Consider the following 18,123-nt stretch of genomic DNA (forward strand, 5'->3'; position numbering starts at 1 on the left):
GACGCCCCTGCCACAGGGGGACCGTCGTCCGCCGAGTCCCACGGCTCCCGAATTCTCTACGGAAACCCGCATCGGCGACCTGTGGCGTCATGCGAAGAAAGCAGACGAAGAACATGTCTCACCTGCTCGATGGCGTCAACGCCGCCGCGCTCCGCTCGGACGTCCCGGCCTTCCGCCCGGGTGACACGATCAACGTGCACGTCCGCGTGATCGAGGGCAACCGCTCCCGTATCCAGCAGTTCAAGGGTGTCGTCATCCGCCGCCAGGGCGCCGGTGTGTCCGAGACCTTCACCGTTCGCAAGGTCTCCTTCAGCGTCGGCGTGGAGCGTACCTTCCCGGTCCACTCCCCGATCTTCGAGAAGATCGAGCTCGTCACCCGCGGTGACGTGCGCCGCGCCAAGCTGTACTACCTCCGTGAGCTCCGCGGCAAGGCCGCGAAGATCAAGGAGAAGCGCGACAACTGAGGTCCCCTCCGGGGTCCCGGGGCGGCCGGATAGGCTCGCCCCCGATGGACACCGAAGCACCTCACACGCAGCGCGGCCACTCTTCCCCCGACGAGGGGGAGGAGCGGTCGCGTTTTGCGTTTTCGACGTCGCGGTCGCGGGAGGGGCGGACATGGTTTCCGCGGCTGACATGGCGGCGGGCCGGAGTGCTCGGCGTGGTCTGCACCGTCTTCCTGCTGCTGCTCAGCAACTTCGTGGTCCAGCCCTTCCTGATTCCGAGCCGCTCGATGGAGCCGACGCTCGAAGTCGGTGACCGGGTGCTGGTCGACAAGCTGGCGTACCGCTTCGGCGATCAGCCGCGCCGTGGGGACCTGGTGGTCTTCGACGGCACCGGGTCCTTCGTACGGGAACGCCCCGCGGGCCACCCGGTCGGCGAGGCACTGCACGGCGTGGCCTCGGCGCTCGGGCTCGCGGAGCCGTCCGACACCGACTTCGTCAAGCGGGTCGTGGGCGTCGGCGGCGACGACGTGGTGTGCTGCGACGCGGGCGGGCGCATCGAGGTCAACGGCGTCCCGCTGGAGGAGCCGTACCTGTACCCGGGTGACGCGCCCTCGAAGGTGCCCTTCCGGATCGTCGTACCCCTTGGGACCCTGTGGGTGATGGGTGACCACCGTTCCCAGTCCCGGGACTCGAGGGACCACCTGGGAGAACCGGGCGGGGGGATGGTGCCGGTGGACAAGGTGATCGGGCGGGCCGCGTGGATCGGCTGGCCCGTCTCGCGCTGGGGCACGGCCGGGGGCGGGCATGGGTAGCCGCGGGCGGCCGCGCGGCAGACGGGGGCGCGTACCCGACTGGGAATCCGAGTGGGAGCCCGAGCCGGAACCCGAGCCCGAGCCGGAGCCGGAACCCGTCCCGGTGGTACCGGGCGGCCGGGCCGAGCGGCGCAGGCTGGCCCGCCGGGTGCGTCGGCGCCGCCGTACGCGCCGGGCCGGTGAGCTGCCCCTGCTGGTGGCCGTGGCGCTGTGCATCGCCCTGGTCCTCAAGACCTTCCTGGTGCAGGCCTTCTTCATCCCGTCGGGCTCGATGGAACAGACCATCCAGATCGGCGACCGGGTGCTGGTGGACAAGCTGACCCCGTGGTTCGGCTCCAAGGTCGAGCGCGGCGACGTCGTCGTGTTCAAGGACCCCGGCGGCTGGCTCAAGGGCGAGGCCGCCAGGCCCGCTCCGGACCCGGTCGGTGTCAAGCAGATCAAGCAGGCCCTCACCTTCATCGGACTGCTGCCCTCGGCCGACGAGCAGGACCTGATCAAGCGCGTCATCGGCGTCGGCGGGGACACCGTCATGTGCTGCGACGCCAGGGGCCGGGTCACCGTCAACGGCTCGCCGCTCGATGAGCCGTACGTGAACGCGGGCAACGCGCCCTCGGACATCCGCTTCGAGGTGCGGGTGCCGGCGGGCCGGCTCTTCGTGATGGGCGACCACCGGGCGAACTCGGCCGACTCCCGCTACCACCTCGACGAGGCCTTCGACGGCACCATCGACGAGAACGGGGTCGTGGGCGAGGCCGTGGTGATCGCCTGGCCGTTCGGACACTGGCGCCGGCTGGAGACGCCCGCGACCTTCCGGACGGTGCCCGATCAGGCGCGACGCGAGGCACGCGGGCGTCGTCGGCGCCGTCGGGGCACGTCGTTCGCATAGTGTGTCCTGGGTCTCCCGCGCCTTAGGGAACTCCCGCTCGTTAAGGGAGGGGAGGGCCCGTGTCCGATCCGGAGCGGGCGGCGAATCCGAGTGAGGGAGTGGATGTGGGGGATGTGGCGGTAGGCGCACGTTCCGGACGCGACGAGGGCGAGGAGCGGCCGGACGACGCTGTCGAGGGCGAGGCCGAGGACGGCGGTACCGCGGCGCGCCCGCACCGCTCGTTCTGGAAGGAGCTTCCGCTCCTGATCGGTATCGCACTGCTGCTGGCCCTGCTGATCAAGACCTTCCTGGTGCAGGCGTTCTCGATCCCGTCCGATTCCATGCAGGACACCCTGCAGCGCGGGGACCGGGTGCTCGTGGACAAGCTGACTCCCTGGTTCGGCTCCGAGCCCGAGCGGGGCGAGGTCGTCGTCTTCCACGATCCGGCGAACTGGCTGTCCGGAGAGCCCACCCCGGAGCCGAACCTCGCCCAGCAGATCCTCAGCAAGATCGGCCTGATGCCGGACGCCGCCGAGAAGGACCTGATCAAGCGGACCATCGCCATCGGCGGGGACACGGTCGAGTGCAAGAAGGGGGGACCGGTCGTCGTCAACGGCAAGGCGCTCGACGAGCCGTACATCTACCCCGGCAACACCCCCTGCGACGACGCCCCGTTCGGCCCGATCACCGTGCCCAAGGGCAAGATCTGGGTGATGGGCGACCACCGGCAGAACTCCCAGGACTCCCGCTACCACATGCAGGACTCCACCCAGGGCTTCGTGCCGGTCGACAAGGTCGTCGGACGGGCCGTGGTGGTCGCGTGGCCGATCAACCGCTGGTCCACCCTGCCGATCCCGGACACCTTCGACCAGCCGGGCATCGGCAACCAGACCAAGGCCACCGCGCTCGGCCTCGGTGCCTCCGGGCTGGCACCGGTCGGGCTCGGCCCCGCCGCGCTGGGGCTCACCGGCGCTGTGCCGCTCGTCATGTGGCGCCGGCGGAGGCTGACCAGCGGGCGTACCGCCGGGTAGGGTGCCGCCCAGGTCGACGATCTCCGAGGTGTGGGGGCGCTGCAATGGGCGGAACACAAGCAATACGCAGTGGCAAGGATGGCCACGGTGGTCTCGGCAGCGTGCTGTCGGGCATCGCCGTGGCCATCGGTTTTGCGCTCTTCCTCGGCGGTTTCGTGTGGGGGGCGCTCGTCTACCAGCCCTACACCGTGCCCACCGACTCGATGATGCCCACCGTGGTGCCGGGGGACCGGGTGCTGGCGCAGCGCATCGACGGCGGTGAGGTGCGCCGTGGGGACGTGGTCATCTTTACTGATTCCATGTGGAGCGATTCGCCCATGGTCAAGCGGGTCGTCGGCATCGGCGGCGACACCGTGAAGTGCTGCGGCGCCGGCGGTGAGCTGACCGTGAACGGCACGGCGCTGGACGAGCCGTACATCGACGCCACCAAGCCCGACTCGGGGCTTCCCACACCACCCGGGCAGGCCCCGGCCCCCGGCACCCCCTTCGAGGTGACGGTGCCGGAGGGCAACCTCTTCCTGCTGGGCGACCGCCGGGCCGCCTCCCTGGACTCCCGGGCCCATCTCCAGGAGGCCGGACAGGGCACCGTGCCCCGCTCGACCGTCAGTGCCCGCGTCGACGCGCTGGCCTGGCCTTCCATGAAGATGCTGGAGCGGCCGTCGACCTATGCCGGGCTGCCCGGCGGTGTCTCCCGGCCGGGGCCGCTGCGGCTCCAGCTGGCGGCGGTGGCGGTGGGGGCCGCCCTGGTGGTCCTGGGGGCCGCGTACGGGCCGCTCGTACGGGTTCTCGGGCGCGGGCGGCGGCGGGAGCGGGCTGGTGCCCGCTGAGGCGGCCGCGGCGCCCGGCCCCCGGAAGGTGTCGCGGGTGATCCTGCTGGACCCGGCGGACCGGATCCTGCTGCTGCACGGCTTCGAACCGGCGAACCCCGCGGACGACTGGTGGTTCACCCCGGGCGGCGGGCTGGAGGGCGACGAGACCCGGGAGCACGCCGCGCTGCGGGAGCTGGCGGAGGAGACGGGGATCACACAGGTGGAATTGGGGCCCGTCCTGTGGCGCCGGTACTGCTCGTTCCCCTTCGACGGGCGCCGCTGGGAGCAGGACGAGTGGTACTTCCTGGCCCGTACCGCCCAGACGGCGACCGAGATGGGCGGCCTCACCGAGCTGGAGCGGCGCAGCGTCACCGGAGCCAGGTGGTGGACCTCCGAGGAACTTCTCGCGGCCCATGAGACGGTGTACCCGACCAGACTCGCCGAGCTGCTCCGGACGCTGCTCGACGACGGTCCTCCGGGTGCGCCGGTGGTCCTGGCCCCGGAAATCGTTTAGGGGCGCATGGGCCTGGCGCACAATAGGGGGACGCACGGCTGAAGGGGAACATGCCATGAGTGCCGAGGACCTCGAAAAGTACGAGACCGAGATGGAGCTGAAGCTCTATCGGGAGTACCGCGACGTCGTCGGGCTGTTCAAGTATGTGATCGAGACCGAACGTCGTTTCTACCTCACCAACGACTACGAGATGCAGGTGCACTCGGTCCAGGGGGAGGTCTTCTTCGAGGTCTCCATGGCGGACGCCTGGGTCTGGGACATGTACCGGCCGGCCCGGTTCGTCAAGCAGGTGCGGGTGCTGACCTTCAAGGACGTGAACATCGAGGAGCTCAACAAGAGCGACCTCGAACTGCCGGGCAGCTGAGTTTCCTCCGTCGTACGAGTGACCGGGTTATCCACAACGGCGGAGTTGTCCACCAAGATCCACAGGGTGGGCGGGGGCGCGGGATCGTCGGTACCGGAGGTGGTGCCGGATGAACGCGAAGGGCGTGGCACAGCAGGCATTGGGGCGGTACGGCGAGGAGCTCGCGGCGAGGCGGCTGACCGAGGCCGGGATGACCGTGATCGCGCGGAACTGGCGGTGCCGCGGCGGGGAGATCGACATCGTCGCCCGGGACGGTGACGCCCTCGTCGTGTGCGAGGTGAAGACCCGCCGGGCGGGAGACTTCGAGCATCCCATGGCCGCCGTGCGGGCCGGCAAGGCCGAGCGCTTACGGACGCTCGCCGGGCGCTGGCTCGCCGACCACGGCGGACCACCCCCGGGCGGGGTGCGCATCGACCTCGTCGGAGTCCTGCTGCCGCGGCGCGGTGCGCCCGTGGTGGAGCACGTCAGGGGGGTGGCCTGATGGGGTTCGCCCGCGCCTGTTCGGTGGCCCTGGCGGGTGTCGACGGCGTGGTGGTGGAGGTCCAGGCCGACCTGGAGCCCGGGGTCGCGGCCTTCACCTTGGTGGGACTGCCGGACAAGACCCTGGTGGAGAGCCGGGACCGGGTGCGCGCCGCCGTGGTCAACTCGGGCGCGGCATGGCCGCAGAAGAAGCTCACGGTCGGGCTCAGCCCGGCCTCCGTACCGAAGTCGGGAGCCGGCTTCGATCTGGCCGTCGCGGCCGCCGTGCTGGGCGCCGCGGAGGTGGTCGACCCGGGTGCGATCGCCGACCTCGTGCTCATCGGGGAGCTGGGGCTGGACGGCCGGGTGCGGCCGGTCCGGGGGATCCTGCCGGCGGTGCTCGCCGCGGCCGAGGCCGGATACCGGCAGGTGGTGGTGCCGCAGCAGTGCGCCGCCGAGGCCACGCTCGTGCCGGACGTCTCGGTGCTCGGGGTGCGCAGCCTGCGCCAGCTCATCGCGGTCCTGACCGACGGGGTGGTCCCCGAGGAGGATCCCCCGGACCCGCCGGGCCGCCCGGATCCGATACTGGCCGGCCTGGTCCTCCCGGGCGCGGGCCTGGGCACGGGCCTGTCCGCAGGCCGCCACGGCCGGCGGGACTCGGACTTTCCCGACCTCGCCGACGTGGCCGGGCAGCACCATGCACGCCGTGCCCTGGAGGTGGCGGCCGCCGGGAGCCATCACCTCTTCCTCAACGGGCCTCCCGGAGCGGGCAAGACCATGCTCGCGGAGCGACTGCCCTGGCTCCTGCCGCCGCTCACACGGCAGGAATCCTTGGAGGTCACGGCCGTCCACTCGGTAGCGGGAATCCTGCCGCCCGGAGAGCCACTCGTCGCCAGAGCGCCCTACTGCGCGCCGCACCATTCGGCGACCATGCAGTCCTTGGTGGGAGGCGGGAACGGGATTCCCAGGCCGGGGGCAGTCTCCCTGGCGCACCGGGGCGTGCTGTTCCTCGATGAGGCCGCTGAGTTCCACGGCCGGGCACTGGACGCGCTGCGGCAGCCCCTCGAATCGGGGCACGTGGTCATCGCCCGCGCCGCGGGCGTGGTGCGGCTGCCCGCCAGATTTCTGATGGTGCTCGCGGCGAATCCCTGTCCGTGCGGACGCCACACCCTGCTCGGAGCCGGCTGCGAGTGTCCGCCCTCGGTGATCCGGCGCTATCAGGCACGGCTGTCCGGGCCGCTGCTCGACCGGGTGGACCTCAGAGTGGAGGTCGAGCCCGTGACCCGTTCCGACCTGCTGGGGCAGGGCGGCCGAGGGGAATCCACCGCGGTGGTCGCCGACCGCGTTCGCGAAGCCAGGGATCGCGCTGCCGCCCGGCTTGCCGACACCCCGTGGCGGCTCAACTCGGAAGTGCCCGGGCAGGAGCTGCGCACACGATGGCAGGCGGGCCCCGGGGCACTGGCACAGGCCGAGCGGGATTTGGAACGCGGACTGCTCACCGCCCGGGGGCTGGACCGGGTGCTGAGGGTCGCCTGGACCGTCGCCGACCTGCGGGGGCGGGACCGGCCCGAGGCACTCGACGTGGCCGTCGCCCTGGAGCTGCGGACCGGAATCGCCCGTGGGGCGACGCTGGCGGCGGGGGCCGGCTCATGACCGGGGCCGAGGCCGGCGCCCGGTCCGAGACCGTCCCCGGGCCAGGGCCCGGGGACGAGGATCGCCAACGCCTGGCGAGGGCGGCGTTGACGCGGGTGTTGGAGCCCGGGGACGAGCGGGGCGGGCGGTGGTTGCGGGAGTACGGGGCCGTGGGGCTGATGCGGATGCTGACCGGGCCCGAGGCGGAGGTGGGCGTCCCGGCCGGGGTGGGGGCGGAGCGGCTCGCCGGGTACCGAAGGCGGGCGGCGCTGGCCGACCCGCGCCGGGACCTGGAGCTGGCCGCCGCGTCGGGGGGCCGGTTCGTGTGCCCCGGATCGGCGGAGTGGCCGACGCAGCTCGACGACCTCGGCGACGCCCGGCCCGTCGGCCTGTGGCTGCGGGGCCGGCCGAACCTGCGGACCTGGGCGCTGCGCTCGGTTGCCGTGGTCGGGGCCCGGGCCTGCACCCCGTACGGCGCGCACATGGCCCAGACCCTGGCCGCCGGGCTCGCCGAGCGCGGCTGGGTCGTGGTCTCGGGGGCCGCGTACGGCATCGACGGCGCCGCCCACCGCGGGGCCCTCGCCTCGGGCGGTGCCACGGCGGCGGTGCTGGCCTGCGGGGTGGATGTCGCCTATCCCCGCGGACACGCCGGGCTCCTCGGCCGGATCGCCGGCCAGGGGCTGGTCCTGGGTGAGCTGCCGCCCGGGAGCCACCCGACCCCCAGCCGGTTCGTCCTGCGCAACCGGGTCATCGCCGCCCTCACCCGCGGCACGGTGGTGGTGGAGGCCGCCCACCGCAGCGGGTCCCTGGTCACCGCCCGGCGGGCCCAGGAGCTCGGGAGGTTCACGATAGGCATCCCCGGTCCCGCCACCAGCGGGCTCTCGGCCGGGGTGCACGAACTGCTGCGGGGCGAGGCCGTGCTCGTCAGCGACGCGGCGGAGGTGGCGGAACTGGTCGGCTCCATCGGCGAGCTGGCCCCCGAGCGGCGCGGCCCCGTGCTCGCCAGGGACCTGCTGGACCCGGACACGGCCCGAGTCCTCGAAGCGCTCCCGGCCGGACGCCCAGTTCACGTGGACGAAGTGGCACTTGCCTCCGGCAACGGCTCCGATGAAGTCATCGGCAGACTGTACGAACTTCACTCTCTGGGGTTCGTCGAACGGCAGGGCGACGGCTGGAAGTTGAGCGCACGAACACCTGAAGGAGGCATACAAACCGGAACCACCCGGCGAGGCGGTCGTTGACCTGGAGCGTTCCGGTGAAAGAGTGAAACCGATGAGAGACGCGGTCCTCCCGGTGGCAGTCGCCGGGACCGTGCGCCAGGCGCCGGTCCCGGGTCGCCCGCGCGAGCCGGGTCGCTCCTGCGCCCCCGCGCGATCCCGTACTCTTCGCGCACCGCGACACTCCCGTCACGCTACGCTCCCAAGGAATCCCGCTCCGGCAAAGGCGAAGCATGCCCCAGCACACCTCAGGGTCCGACCGCGCTGCGGTGCCCCCCGCTGCCCGTGGCAGCGTGCGGTCCACCGCGCCCTCGTCCCTGGAGGTGCTCTGGCGCTCGTACAAGGAGACCGGTGACGAGCGGCTGCGGGAGCAGCTGATCCTGCACTACTCGCCGCTGGTCAAGTACGTGGCGGGCCGCGTCAGCGTGGGCCTGCCGCCCAATGTGGAACAGGCCGACTTCGTCTCCTCCGGGGTCTTCGGGCTGATCGACGCCATCGAGAAGTTCGACATCGACCGGTCGATCAAGTTCGAGACGTACGCGATCACCCGGATCCGCGGCGCGATGATCGACGAACTGCGGGCGCTGGACTGGATTCCGCGCTCGGTGCGGCAGAAGGCGCGGGCCGTGGAGCGGGCCTACGCCACGCTGGAGGCGCAGCTGCGGCGCACCCCGACGGAGAGCGAGGTCGCCGGGGAGATGGGGATCGGCGTGGAGGATCTCCACACGGTCTTCAGCCAGTTGTCCCTGGCCAACGTGGTCGCGCTGGAGGAGCTGCTGCACGTCGGCGGGGAGGGCGGCGACCGCCTCTCGCTGATGGACACACTGGAGGACACCGCCGCCGACAACCCGGTTGCGGTGGCGGAGGACCGGGAGTTGCGGCGCCTGCTGGCGCGGGCCATCAACACCCTGCCCGAACGGGAGAAGACGGTGGTCACCCTCTACTACTACGAGGGGCTCACGCTGGCCGAGATCGGCAACGTGCTGGGCGTCACCGAGAGCCGGGTCAGCCAGATCCACACCAAGTCCGTGCTGCAACTGCGGGCGAAGCTCGCGGATGTGGGGCGGTGAGCTTGCGGCACCTCCGTAGAGTGGAGTCGTGCCCAGGATTCGAGCGGCCTCCGTGGCCGAGCACCGGTCGATGCAGCGTGGCGCCCTCTTGGACGCCGCGCGTTCCCTGTTGTCCGAAGGCGGGACGGAAGCGCTGACCTTCCCCGCCCTTGCGGAGCGGACCGGGCTCGCCCGGTCCTCCGTGTACGAGTACTTCCGCTCCCGCGCGGCCGTGGTCGAAGAGCTGTGCGCGGTGGACTTCCCCGTCTGGGCCGCCGAGATCGAGGCCGCGATGCAGCAGGCCGAGTCGCCGGAGGCGAAGATCGAGGCCTATGTGCGGAGCCAGCTGGCGCTGGTCGGGGACCGGCGGCACCGGGCGGTCGTGGCGATCTCCGCGAGCGAGCTGGACGCCGGGGCGCGGGAGAAGATCCGTGCTGCGCACGGGGGGCTGGTGGCGATGATCGTCGAGGCGCTGAGTTCTTTGGGGCAGGCCGAACCGCGTCTTGCGGCGATGCTGCTCCAGGGAGTCGTGGATGCCGCTGTCCGGCGGATCGAGCTCGGCGCGGCCGAGGATCCGGAGGTCGTGACGGAGACGGCCGTCGCCATGGCCCTGCGGGGCGTCCGGGGCTGAGGTCCCTGGGGCGCCGCCCCGGACCCCGCGCCTCAAACGCCGGCGAGGCTGAAAGATCGGGGCGCCGCCCCGGACCCCGCGCCTCAAACGCCGGCGAGGCTGAAAGATCGGGGCGCCGCCCCGGACCCCGCGCCTCGAAGACCGGCCAGGCTGAAAGTTGGGGATCGGCCGCCGGGCGCCCGCGCCTCGAATGCCGGCGGGGCTGAAAGGTCGGGGGTCCGCCCTGGACCCCGCGCCTCGAAGACCGGCGAGGCTGAAAGTTGGGGCTCCGCCCCCGGGCGCCCGCACCTCGAATGCCGGCGGGGCTGAAAGGTCGGGGTTCAGCCCCGGACCCCGCGTCGCCTCAAGCGCCGGCGAGGCGAGGCTGAAAGATCGGGCCCCGCCCCGGGCGCCCGCGCCTCGAACGCCGGCGGGGCTGAAGGATCGGGGCTCCGTCTAGGGCCCCGCGCCTCGTGCGTCGGCTGGGCTGGGTGGGTAGGCCGGCAGGAGGCGGGGAGTGGGGTGGGGGAGCAGGGTGAGGGGGTTGAGGTAGGACTCGCCCGCCAGTAGGCCCCAGTGCAGGCACGGGGTCGGGCAGTGGGAGCCCTCCGTCAGGATCGCCACCACCTGGCCCGCCGTGACCTGATCGCCCTCCGAGACCAGCGGGCGGACCGGCTCGTACGTCGTGCGCAGGCCGTTCGGCAGGGCGATCGAGAGGACCCCGCGGCCGGCGACCGGGCCCGCGTAGTGGACCCGGCCGGCGGCGACCGCGCGGAGCTCCGCGCCCACCGGCGCGGACAGGTCCACTCCGCGGTGGCCGGCCGCGTACGGGGTCGGGGGCGGGTCCCACCAGCGGGCCACCGAGAGCGGTGCGGGCAGGGGCCGGACCCCGGGGACGGCCGCCTGGGCCAGGGTCAGCAGCAGGCTGAGCAGCAGTGTCGTCATGGCCCGAAGGGTCCCGCGCCAGGCCGTCGCGCGCGCCGCCCTGTGGACGGACCGGCGGATGTGGACAACGGCGTCACCCGGCATACCGCCGGGTCCCGTACACTTCTTGTGGCGATCCGGGTCACCGGGTCGACTTCGCACGCCCCAGCATCAGCCGGAAACGGCCAGGTGAAAGCGTCTCTCGGTCCCTCATGGGGGCAGGGCGCGTCGGGGCGTCAGGAACCAAACCGAGAAACCAAGGAGATGGCCATGGCCGTCGTCACGATGCGGGAGCTGCTGGAAAGCGGCGTCCACTTCGGTCACCAGACCCGCCGTTGGAACCCGAAGATGAAGCGCTTCATCTTCACGGAGCGCAACGGCATCTACATCATCGACCTGCTGCAGTCGCTGTCGTACATCGACCGCGCCTACGAGTTCGTGAAGGAGACCGTCGCGCACGGTGGCTCCATCATGTTCGTCGGTACCAAGAAGCAGGCCCAGGAGGCCATCGCCGAGCAGGCGACGCGCGTTGGTATGCCGTACGTCAACCAGCGGTGGCTGGGTGGCATGCTCACCAACTTCTCCACCGTCTACAAGCGCCTTCAGCGTCTGAAGGAGCTTGAGGCGATCGACTTCGAGGACGTCGCCGCCTCGGGTCTCACCAAGAAGGAGCTCCTGGTCCTCTCCCGCGAGAAGACCAAGCTGGAGAAGACCCTCGGTGGTATCCGCGAGATGTCGAAGGTCCCCAGCGCCGTCTGGATCGTCGACACCAAGAAGGAGCACATCGCCGTCGGTGAGGCGCGCAAGCTCCACATCCCGGTCGTCGCGATCCTCGACACCAACTGTGACCCCGACGAGGTCGACTACAAGATCCCGGGCAACGACGACGCGATCCGCTCCGTCACCCTGCTCACCCGCGTGATCGCCGACGCCGTCGCCGAGGGCCTCATCGCCCGCTCCGGCGCCGCGACCGGCGACTCGAAGCCGGGCGAGAAGGCCGCCGCCGAGCCGCTCGCCGAGTGGGAGCGCGACCTGCTCGAGGGCGACAAGAAGGCTGACGACGCCGAGGCCGCTCCGGCCGAGGCCGCTGCCGAGGTCGCCGAGGCCCCGGCCGCCGAGGCTGTCGAGGCCCCGGCCGCCGAGGCTGTCGAGGCCCCGGCCGCCGACGCCGAGCAGGCCTGACCCACTGAGAGCGCCCGGCGTTCACGCGCCGGGCACTCGCAGCACGGACGATGACGGCGGGGGAGCCGCGCCAAAAGCGCGGCGCCTCCGCCGTTCACCCGTAGATCTACGACTTCGAGAGAGAATCACAGACTCATGGCGAACTACACCGCCGCTGACGTCAAGAAGCTCCGCGAGCTCACCGGCGCCGGCATGCTGGACTGCAAGAACGCGCTGGTCGAGGCTGACGGCGACGTCGAGAAGGCCCAGGAGGCCCTCCGTATCAAGGGTCAGAAGGGCGTCGCCAAGCGCGAGGGCCGTTCTGCCGAGAACGGTGCCGTCGTCTCCCTGATCGCCGACGACAACACCTCCGGTGTCCTCGTCGAGCTGAAGTGCGAGACCGACTTCGTCGCCAAGGGCGAGAAGTTCCTGGCCGTCGCCAACCAGCTGGCCGCGCACGTCGCCGCCAGCTCCCCGGCCGACATCGAGGCGCTGCTCGCGTCCGAGATCGAGCCCGGCAAGACCGTCACGGCCTTCGTGGACGAGGCGAACGCCAACCTCGGCGAGAAGATCGTCCTGGACCGCTTCGCGCAGTTCTCCGGCGCTTACGTCGCGTCGTACATGCACCGCACGATGCCCGACCTGCCGTTCCAGATCGGTGTCCTCGTCGAGCTCGACAAGGAGAACGCCGAGGTCGCCCGCGGCATCGCGCAGCACATCGCCGCGTTCGCCCCGCAGTGGCTCTCCAAGGAAGACGTTCCGGCCGAGAAGGTCGAGTCCGAGCGTCGCATCGCCGAAGAGGTCACCCGCGCGGAGGGCAAGCCCGAGGCCGCCCTGCCGAAGATCGTCGAGGGTCGCATCAACGGCTTCTTCAAGGACGCCACACTGCTGGGCCAGGCGTACGCGCTGGACAACAAGAAGTCCGTCCAGAAGGTTCTGGACGAGGCCGGTGTCACCCTGAAGCGCTTCAGCCGCATCAAGGTCGGCATCTGAGTCCGTCCGTACGCGACGGACACCGGACCCCGGTAGGGTCTGAGGCAGTCGTCCGCGCTTGCGCAGGACGACCGCAGATCTGACGAGGAGGCCATTGCCGCAGAGGGAACCGCGAGGACCCACCGGCAATGGCCTTCTTCGTATGTGCACGAGGAGATCTCCATGAATCAGGGCGTGGACCCCCACACCGCATCCGACGACAAGAGCGACCAGGACAAGAAGGGCCGCCGCTTCATGCTGAAGCTGTCGGGCGAGGCCTTCTCGGGTGGCAGAGGACTGGGCGTCGACCCCGACGTCGTCCACGCCATCGCGCGCGAGATCGCCGCGGTGGTCCGTGACGGCGCGGAGATCGCCGTCGTGATCGGCGGCGGAAACTTCTTCCGTGGCGCCGAACTCCAGCAGCGCGGCATGGACCGGGCCCGGTCCGACTACATGGGCATGCTCGGCACGGTCATGAACTGCCTCGCCCTCCAGGACTTCCTGGAGAAGGAAGGCATCGACTCCCGCGTGCAGACCGCCATCACCATGGGCCAGGTCGCGGAGCCGTACATCCCGCTGCGTGCCGTGCGGCACCTGGAGAAGGGCCGCGTCGTCATCTTCGGCGCCGGCATGGGCATGCCCTACTTCTCCACCGACACCACGGCCGCCCAGCGCGCCCTGGAGATCGACGCCGAGGCCCTGCTCATGGGCAAGAACGGTGTCGACGGGGTCTACGACTCCGACCCGAAGAAGAACCCGGACGCGGTGAAGTTCGACGCGCTGGAGTACGGAGAGGTCCTCTCCCGCGACCTCAAGGTCGCGGACGCGACCGCCATCACGCTGTGCCGCGACAACAAGCTGCCGATCCTCGTCTTCGAGCTGCTCGCCGAGGGCAATATCGCGCGCGCCGTCAAGGGTGAGAAGATCGGCACGCTCGTCAGCGACCAGGGAACCCGGGCCTGAGCAGTCCGTCGCCGGACCGAGCCCGGCCCGGCCCCGCCCGCCCCGCCCGCCTGAACCATCCATTCAAGACATGCAGGAGCACGTGGTGACCGAAGAGATCCTCCTCGAGGCCGAGGAGAAGATGGAAAAGGCCGTCGTCGTCGCCAAGGAAGACTTCGCCGCGATTCGCACCGGTCGTGCGCACCCGGCGATGTTCAACAAGATCGTGGCGGAGTACTACGGCGCCATCACGCCCATCAACCAGCTCGCGTCCTTCTCGGTGCCCGAGCCGCGCATGGCGATCGTGACCCCGTTCGACAAGAGCGCCCTGCGCAACATCGAGCAGGCCATCCGCGACTCCGACCTCGGCGTCAACCCGAGCAACGACGGCAGCATCATCCGGGTGACCTTCCCCGAGCTGACGCAGGACCGCCGCAAGGAGTACATCAAGGTCGCGCGCACCAAGGCCGAGGACTCCAAGATCTCCCTGCGCGCCGTCCGCCGCAAGGCGAAGGACGCCCTTGACAAGCTCGTCAAGGACAAGGAGGCCGGCGAGGACGAGGTGCGCCGCGCGGAGAAGGAGCTCGACGACACCACCGCGAAGTACGTCGCGCAGGTGGACGAGCTGCTCAAGCACAAGGAAGCCGAGCTCCTCGAAGTCTGATGAACGACTCTTCCTGGCAGCCGGAGCCCGTTCCGGCGGGTCCCGCATACGATGCGCAGGTGGGCCCGCACACTCGGCCCATGCCCATCGTGCCCGATGCCGCCGGCCGTGACTTCGACGACCGGGAAGCACGCGATCGGGGGGCCGCCCCGGACGGCGGCCTCCTCTTCCGCGCCGAGACGCCGCCGCAGGAGCCCATGCCCAGCCCCCCGCCCCCGCATGCCCCGCAGCCGCAGGACTCCTCGCCACCGCCGCCGAAGAAGCGCGCGGGGCGGGACCTGCGTGCCGCCATAGGGGTCGGCGTCGGCCTCGGCGCGGTCATCTTCGCCTCGCTGCTGATCGTCAAGGCGGTCTTCGTCGGCGTCATCGTCGTGGCGGTCGTCGTGGGCCTGTGGGAGCTCACCTCCCGGCTGCAGGAGAAGAAGGGCATCAAGGCCCCGCTGGTGCCGCTCGCCATCGGCGGCGCGGCCATGGTCATCGCCGGATACGTCCGCGGTGCCGAGGGCGCCTGGGTGGCGATGGCCCTGACGGTGCTGGCGGTCCTCGTCTGGCGGATGACCGAGCCGCCCGAGGACTACCTCAAGGACGTCACGGCGGGTGCCTTCGCGGCGTTCTACGTGCCCTTCCTGGCCACCTTCGTCGCCATGCTGCTCACCGCCGACGACGGGCCGCAGCGGGTGATCACCTTCCTGCTCCTGACCGTGGTCAGCGACACCGGGGCCTACGCGGTCGGCTGGCGCTTCGGCAAGAACAAGCTCGCGCCGCGCATCAGCCCCGGAAAGACCCGCGAGGGACTGTTCGGCGCGGTGGCCTTCGCGATGGCGGCCGGTGCGCTGTGCATGGAGTTCCTGATCGACGGCGGCTCCTGGTGGCAGGGCCTGCTGCTGGGCCTCGCGGTCGCGGTCAGTGCCACGCTGGGCGACCTCGGCGAGTCGATGATCAAGCGGGACCTGGGCATCAAGGACATGGGCACCCTGCTGCCGGGACACGGCGGGATCATGGACCGGCTCGACTCGCTGCTGCCGACGGCTCCGGTGGTGTGGCTGCTGCTGGCCGCGTTCGTGGGTACGGGCTGACCTGCGGAAAGGCGTCGTAACACGCCGGGCGGTTACTCTTGGAAGGCGCGCTGCTTCTGCGGCGCGCCTTTCGTCTTACAAGGAGTACCTGCCATGGCCCGCCCTGTTCCGGGAGAGCTCACCTTCGTCGCCCCGCGCGGAGCCAAGAAGCCGCCCCGGCACCTCGCCGACATGACCCCGGCCGAGCGCCGTGAGGCGGTCGCCGCGATCGGCGAGAAGCCGTTCCGGGCCAAGCAGCTCTCGCAGCACTACTTCGCGCGCTACGCGCACGACCCGGCCGAGTGGACCGACATCCCCGCGGGCTCCCGCGAGAAGCTCCAGCAGGAGCTCCTCCCGGACCTGATGAACGTCCTCCGGCACATCTCGTGCGACAACGACACCACCCGCAAGACCCTGTGGAAGCTGCACGACGGCACGCTCGTCGAGTCCGTGCTGATGCGCTACCCCGACCGGGTCACCATGTGCATCTCCTCGCAGGCCGGCTGCGGCATGAACTGCCCGTTCTGCGCCACCGGCCAGGCGGGTCTGGACCGCAACCTGTCCACCGCCGAGATCGTGCACCAGATCGTCGACGGCATGCGCGCGCTGCGCGACGGCGAGGTCCCCGGCGGCCCGGCGCGCCTGTCGAACATCGTCTTCATGGGCATGGGCGAGCCGCTGGCCAACTACAACCGCGTGGTCGGCGCCATCCGCCGGCTCACCGACCCGGAGCCCGACGGCCTGGGCCTGTCGCAGCGCGGTATCACCGTCTCCACCGTCGGCCTGGTCCCGGCCATGCTGCGCTTCGCCGACGAGGGCTTCAAGTGCCGCCTCGCGGTCTCGCTGCACGCCCCCGACGACGAGCTGCGCGACACCCTGGTCCCCGTGAACACCCGCTGGAACGTCCGCGAGGTGCTCGGCGCCGCCTGGGAGTACGCCGAGAAGTCCGGCCGCCGGATCTCCATCGAGTACGCCCTGATCCGCGACATCAACGACCAGGCCTGGCGTGGTGACCTGCTGGGCAAGCTGCTCAAGGGCAAGCGTGTCCACGTCAACCTCATCCCGCTGAACCCGACGCCCGGATCCAAGTGGACCGCCTCGCGGCCCGAGGACGAGAAGGCCTTCGTGGAGGCGATCGCCCGGCACGGCGTGCCCGTGACCGTACGGGACACCCGCGGCCAGGAGATCGACGGCGCGTGCGGCCAGCTGGCCGCTTCGGAGCGCTGAGTTCCGACTGCGTCGGTTTCCGGCCACGACCGGTCACAATCGGCCACGGGGTACCCTGTGGCCGAACCAATTTCATATTCCGACAGGGGAGCGCCACAGCGCTGAGAGTGCGGTATCCGTCATCCGCAGACCCTCTGAACCTCGCCCCGGTCATTCGGGGTAGGAAGTTCGGTCACCACTCAAGCTGTTGCGCCCTGCCCGGCGTCCGCTCCCACAGAGCGCCGGGCAGGGCCGCGTCTTCTCCTGGACATCCCAGGAGGAATTCACCAGTGAGCACCACCAAGAGGATCGCGGGCGCGGCGCTCGCGGCCGCGCTGGGCGTCACCGCGCTCAGCGCCTGCGGCGGCGGCGACGCCAAGGACAAGCCCGCGGGCGCGAGCGACGCCCCCAAGTCCAAGACCGTCACGCTTGTCTCCCACGACTCCTTCGTCGTGTCCGAGCCGGTCCTCAAGGAGTTCGAGCAGCAGAGCGGCTACACCGTCAAGGTGCTGAAGTCCGGGGACGCGGGTGCCGCGCTCAACCAGGAGATCCTCACCAAGGGCTCCCCGCGCGGCGACGTCTTCTTCGGCGTGGACAACACCCTGCTCTCGCGCGCCCTCGACAACGGCATCTTCACGCCGTACGAGGCCAAGGGCCTGGCCGGCGTGAAGCCGGAGTACGTGCTCGACAAGGAGCACCGGGTCACGCCGATCGACTCCGGTGACATCTGCGTCAACTACGACAAGCAGTACTTCGCGGACAAGAAGCTCGCCCCGCCGCAGACGCTGGACGACCTGGTCAAGCCGGAGTACAAGAACCTGCTGGTCACCGAGAACGCCGCGACCTCCTCGCCCGGCCTCGGCTTCCTGCTCGCCTCCGTCGGCAAGTACGGCGAAGAGGGCTGGAAGGACTACTGGAGCAAGCTCAAGGCCAACGGCGTCGAGGTCGTCGACGGCTGGGAGCAGGCCTACAACGAGCGCTTCTCCGGCTCCGCGGGCGGCAAGAAGGCCAAGGGCGACCGGCCGCTGGTCGTCTCCTACGCCTCCAGCCCGCCGGTCGAGGTGCTGTACGGCGAGCCGCAGCCGGCCGAGGCCCCGACGGGCGTCTCCACCGGCACCTGCTTCCGCCAGATCGAGTTCGCGGGTCTGCTGAAGGGCGCGAAGAACGAGGAGGGCGGCAAGGCCCTCGTGGACTTCCTGATCAGCAAGAAGTTCCAGGAGGACATGCCCCTCCAGATGTTCGTGAACCCGGTGACGAAGGACGCTTCCCTGCCGGAGCTGTTCACGAAGCACGGTGTGGTGATCGAGAAGCCGGAGAGCGTCGCTCCCGAGACCATCGCCAAGAACCGTGAGCAGTGGGTCAAGGCATGGACCTCGCTCGTCGTGAAGTAAGCG

General features: G+C 70.8%; 20 protein-coding genes and 1 riboswitch. Of the genes, 19 read left to right on the forward strand and 1 reads right to left on the reverse strand.

Annotated features, from left to right (window positions below):
* Positions 1–113 precede the first annotated feature (113 nt).
* The 12 genes from rplS to ACGFYQ_RS07005 all read left to right on the forward strand — a co-directional run bounded on the left by rplS (position 114) and on the right by ACGFYQ_RS07005 (position 9,826).
* Positions 114–464: a 50S ribosomal protein L19 gene (rplS, locus tag ACGFYQ_RS06950; RefSeq protein WP_073911044.1), complete on the forward strand. Its 351-nt coding sequence runs from the start codon at positions 114–116 to the stop codon at positions 462–464.
* 44 nt (positions 465–508) lie between these two features.
* Entirely contained in the window at positions 509–1,255 is a 747-nt protein-coding gene (gene lepB, locus ACGFYQ_RS06955; RefSeq protein ID WP_393740704.1) for a signal peptidase I, read from the forward strand.
* Positions 1,248–2,141, forward strand: coding sequence for a signal peptidase I (gene lepB / locus ACGFYQ_RS06960; protein WP_393740706.1), 894 nt, complete (start codon positions 1,248–1,250; stop codon positions 2,139–2,141). The genes lepB (ACGFYQ_RS06955) and lepB (ACGFYQ_RS06960) overlap by 8 nt, the downstream gene beginning before the upstream one ends.
* Before the next feature lie 104 nt (positions 2,142–2,245).
* Positions 2,246–3,151: a signal peptidase I gene (gene lepB / locus ACGFYQ_RS06965; protein WP_393740708.1), complete on the forward strand. Its 906-nt coding sequence runs from the start codon at positions 2,246–2,248 to the stop codon at positions 3,149–3,151.
* A 44-nt stretch (positions 3,152–3,195) separates the two neighbouring features.
* The gene (gene lepB, locus ACGFYQ_RS06970) at positions 3,196–3,978 is read left to right on the forward strand and encodes a signal peptidase I (protein ID WP_393740710.1); all 783 of its coding nucleotides are present in this window, start codon (positions 3,196–3,198) and stop codon (positions 3,976–3,978) included.
* Positions 3,968–4,474: an NUDIX hydrolase gene (locus ACGFYQ_RS06975; RefSeq protein WP_393740712.1), complete on the forward strand. Its 507-nt coding sequence runs from the start codon at positions 3,968–3,970 to the stop codon at positions 4,472–4,474. Before lepB (ACGFYQ_RS06970) ends, ACGFYQ_RS06975 begins: the two co-directional genes overlap by 11 nt.
* 55 nt (positions 4,475–4,529) lie before the next feature.
* The gene (locus ACGFYQ_RS06980) at positions 4,530–4,838 is read left to right on the forward strand and encodes a DUF2469 domain-containing protein (RefSeq protein WP_005311352.1); all 309 of its coding nucleotides are present in this window, start codon (positions 4,530–4,532) and stop codon (positions 4,836–4,838) included.
* A gap of 109 nt (positions 4,839–4,947) precedes the next feature.
* Positions 4,948–5,319, forward strand: coding sequence for a YraN family protein (locus tag ACGFYQ_RS06985; protein ID WP_393740714.1), 372 nt, complete (start codon positions 4,948–4,950; stop codon positions 5,317–5,319).
* A complete protein-coding gene (locus ACGFYQ_RS06990; protein ID WP_393740716.1) occupies positions 5,319–6,950 on the forward strand; it encodes a YifB family Mg chelatase-like AAA ATPase in 1,632 nt (543 codons plus the stop codon). The genes ACGFYQ_RS06985 and ACGFYQ_RS06990 overlap by 1 nt, the downstream gene beginning before the upstream one ends.
* Positions 6,947–8,170 carry a DNA-processing protein DprA gene (gene dprA / locus ACGFYQ_RS06995; protein WP_393740721.1) on the forward strand — a complete coding sequence of 408 codons (1,224 nt, stop codon included), beginning with the start codon at positions 6,947–6,949 and terminating at the stop codon, positions 8,168–8,170. The genes ACGFYQ_RS06990 and dprA overlap by 4 nt, the downstream gene beginning before the upstream one ends.
* A 209-nt stretch (positions 8,171–8,379) precedes the next feature.
* Positions 8,380–9,216, forward strand: a complete 837-nt coding sequence (whiG, locus tag ACGFYQ_RS07000) for an RNA polymerase sigma factor WhiG (protein WP_362394126.1) — start codon at positions 8,380–8,382, stop codon at positions 9,214–9,216.
* 52 nt (positions 9,217–9,268) lie between these two features.
* Complete coding sequence (locus tag ACGFYQ_RS07005; RefSeq protein WP_393740942.1) at positions 9,269–9,826, forward strand: TetR/AcrR family transcriptional regulator; 558 nt, start codon at positions 9,269–9,271, stop codon at positions 9,824–9,826.
* A gap of 435 nt (positions 9,827–10,261) precedes the next feature.
* On the opposite strand, the gene ACGFYQ_RS07010 is transcribed toward ACGFYQ_RS07005, so the two are convergent.
* Positions 10,262–10,750, reverse strand: a complete 489-nt coding sequence (locus tag ACGFYQ_RS07010) for a M23 family metallopeptidase (RefSeq protein WP_393740724.1) — start codon at positions 10,748–10,750, stop codon at positions 10,262–10,264.
* Between the two features lie 249 nt (positions 10,751–10,999).
* On the opposite strand from ACGFYQ_RS07010, the gene rpsB reads away from it, so the two are divergent.
* The 7 genes from rpsB (at position 11,000) to ACGFYQ_RS07045 (ending at position 18,120) form a co-directional block, all read left to right on the forward strand.
* Positions 11,000–11,911, forward strand: a complete 912-nt coding sequence (gene rpsB / locus ACGFYQ_RS07015) for a 30S ribosomal protein S2 (RefSeq protein WP_393740726.1) — start codon at positions 11,000–11,002, stop codon at positions 11,909–11,911.
* 135 nt (positions 11,912–12,046) lie between these two features.
* Complete coding sequence (gene tsf, locus ACGFYQ_RS07020) at positions 12,047–12,883, forward strand: translation elongation factor Ts (RefSeq protein WP_393740728.1); 837 nt, start codon at positions 12,047–12,049, stop codon at positions 12,881–12,883.
* Positions 12,884–13,045: 162 nt separating this feature from the next.
* A complete protein-coding gene (gene pyrH, locus ACGFYQ_RS07025; RefSeq protein ID WP_073913371.1) occupies positions 13,046–13,825 on the forward strand; it encodes a UMP kinase in 780 nt (259 codons plus the stop codon).
* Between the two features lie 85 nt (positions 13,826–13,910).
* On the forward strand, positions 13,911–14,468 hold the full coding sequence (gene frr, locus ACGFYQ_RS07030; RefSeq protein ID WP_030016386.1) for a ribosome recycling factor: 558 nt from the start codon (positions 13,911–13,913) through the stop codon (positions 14,466–14,468).
* Positions 14,468–15,544: a phosphatidate cytidylyltransferase gene (locus ACGFYQ_RS07035; RefSeq protein ID WP_393740731.1), complete on the forward strand. Its 1,077-nt coding sequence runs from the start codon at positions 14,468–14,470 to the stop codon at positions 15,542–15,544. The genes frr and ACGFYQ_RS07035 overlap by 1 nt, the downstream gene beginning before the upstream one ends.
* A gap of 93 nt (positions 15,545–15,637) precedes the next feature.
* Positions 15,638–16,750, forward strand: coding sequence for a 23S rRNA (adenine(2503)-C(2))-methyltransferase RlmN (gene rlmN / locus ACGFYQ_RS07040; RefSeq protein WP_393740733.1), 1,113 nt, complete (start codon positions 15,638–15,640; stop codon positions 16,748–16,750).
* Positions 16,751–16,824: 74 nt separating this feature from the next.
* A riboswitch (TPP riboswitch) is annotated at positions 16,825–16,934 on the forward strand.
* A gap of 85 nt (positions 16,935–17,019) precedes the next feature.
* On the forward strand, positions 17,020–18,120 hold the full coding sequence (locus tag ACGFYQ_RS07045; RefSeq protein ID WP_393740735.1) for a thiamine ABC transporter substrate binding subunit: 1,101 nt from the start codon (positions 17,020–17,022) through the stop codon (positions 18,118–18,120).
* The last annotated feature ends 3 nt before the right edge of the window (positions 18,121–18,123 follow it).

Source organism: Streptomyces sp. NPDC048258 (assembly GCF_043201995.1).
Lineage (GTDB): Bacteria > Actinomycetota > Actinomycetes > Streptomycetales > Streptomycetaceae > Streptomyces.

Coding starts and splice junctions, on each gene's coding strand:
- rplS (WP_073911044.1), top strand. CDS start 114: ATGTCTCACCTGCTCGATGGCGTCAACGCCGCCGCGCTCCGCTCGGAC.
- lepB (WP_393740704.1), top strand. CDS start 509: ATGGACACCGAAGCACCTCACACGCAGCGCGGCCACTCTTCCCCCGAC.
- lepB (WP_393740706.1), top strand. CDS start 1,248: ATGGGTAGCCGCGGGCGGCCGCGCGGCAGACGGGGGCGCGTACCCGAC.
- lepB (WP_393740710.1), top strand. CDS start 3,196: ATGGGCGGAACACAAGCAATACGCAGTGGCAAGGATGGCCACGGTGGT.
- ACGFYQ_RS06980 (WP_005311352.1), top strand. CDS start 4,530: ATGAGTGCCGAGGACCTCGAAAAGTACGAGACCGAGATGGAGCTGAAG.
- ACGFYQ_RS06985 (WP_393740714.1), top strand. CDS start 4,948: ATGAACGCGAAGGGCGTGGCACAGCAGGCATTGGGGCGGTACGGCGAG.
- ACGFYQ_RS06990 (WP_393740716.1), top strand. CDS start 5,319: ATGGGGTTCGCCCGCGCCTGTTCGGTGGCCCTGGCGGGTGTCGACGGC.
- dprA (WP_393740721.1), top strand. CDS start 6,947: ATGACCGGGGCCGAGGCCGGCGCCCGGTCCGAGACCGTCCCCGGGCCA.
- whiG (WP_362394126.1), top strand. CDS start 8,380: ATGCCCCAGCACACCTCAGGGTCCGACCGCGCTGCGGTGCCCCCCGCT.
- ACGFYQ_RS07010 (WP_393740724.1), bottom strand. CDS start 10,750: ATGACGACACTGCTGCTCAGCCTGCTGCTGACCCTGGCCCAGGCGGCC.
- rpsB (WP_393740726.1), top strand. CDS start 11,000: ATGGCCGTCGTCACGATGCGGGAGCTGCTGGAAAGCGGCGTCCACTTC.
- tsf (WP_393740728.1), top strand. CDS start 12,047: ATGGCGAACTACACCGCCGCTGACGTCAAGAAGCTCCGCGAGCTCACC.
- pyrH (WP_073913371.1), top strand. CDS start 13,046: ATGAATCAGGGCGTGGACCCCCACACCGCATCCGACGACAAGAGCGAC.
- ACGFYQ_RS07035 (WP_393740731.1), top strand. CDS start 14,468: ATGAACGACTCTTCCTGGCAGCCGGAGCCCGTTCCGGCGGGTCCCGCA.
- rlmN (WP_393740733.1), top strand. CDS start 15,638: ATGGCCCGCCCTGTTCCGGGAGAGCTCACCTTCGTCGCCCCGCGCGGA.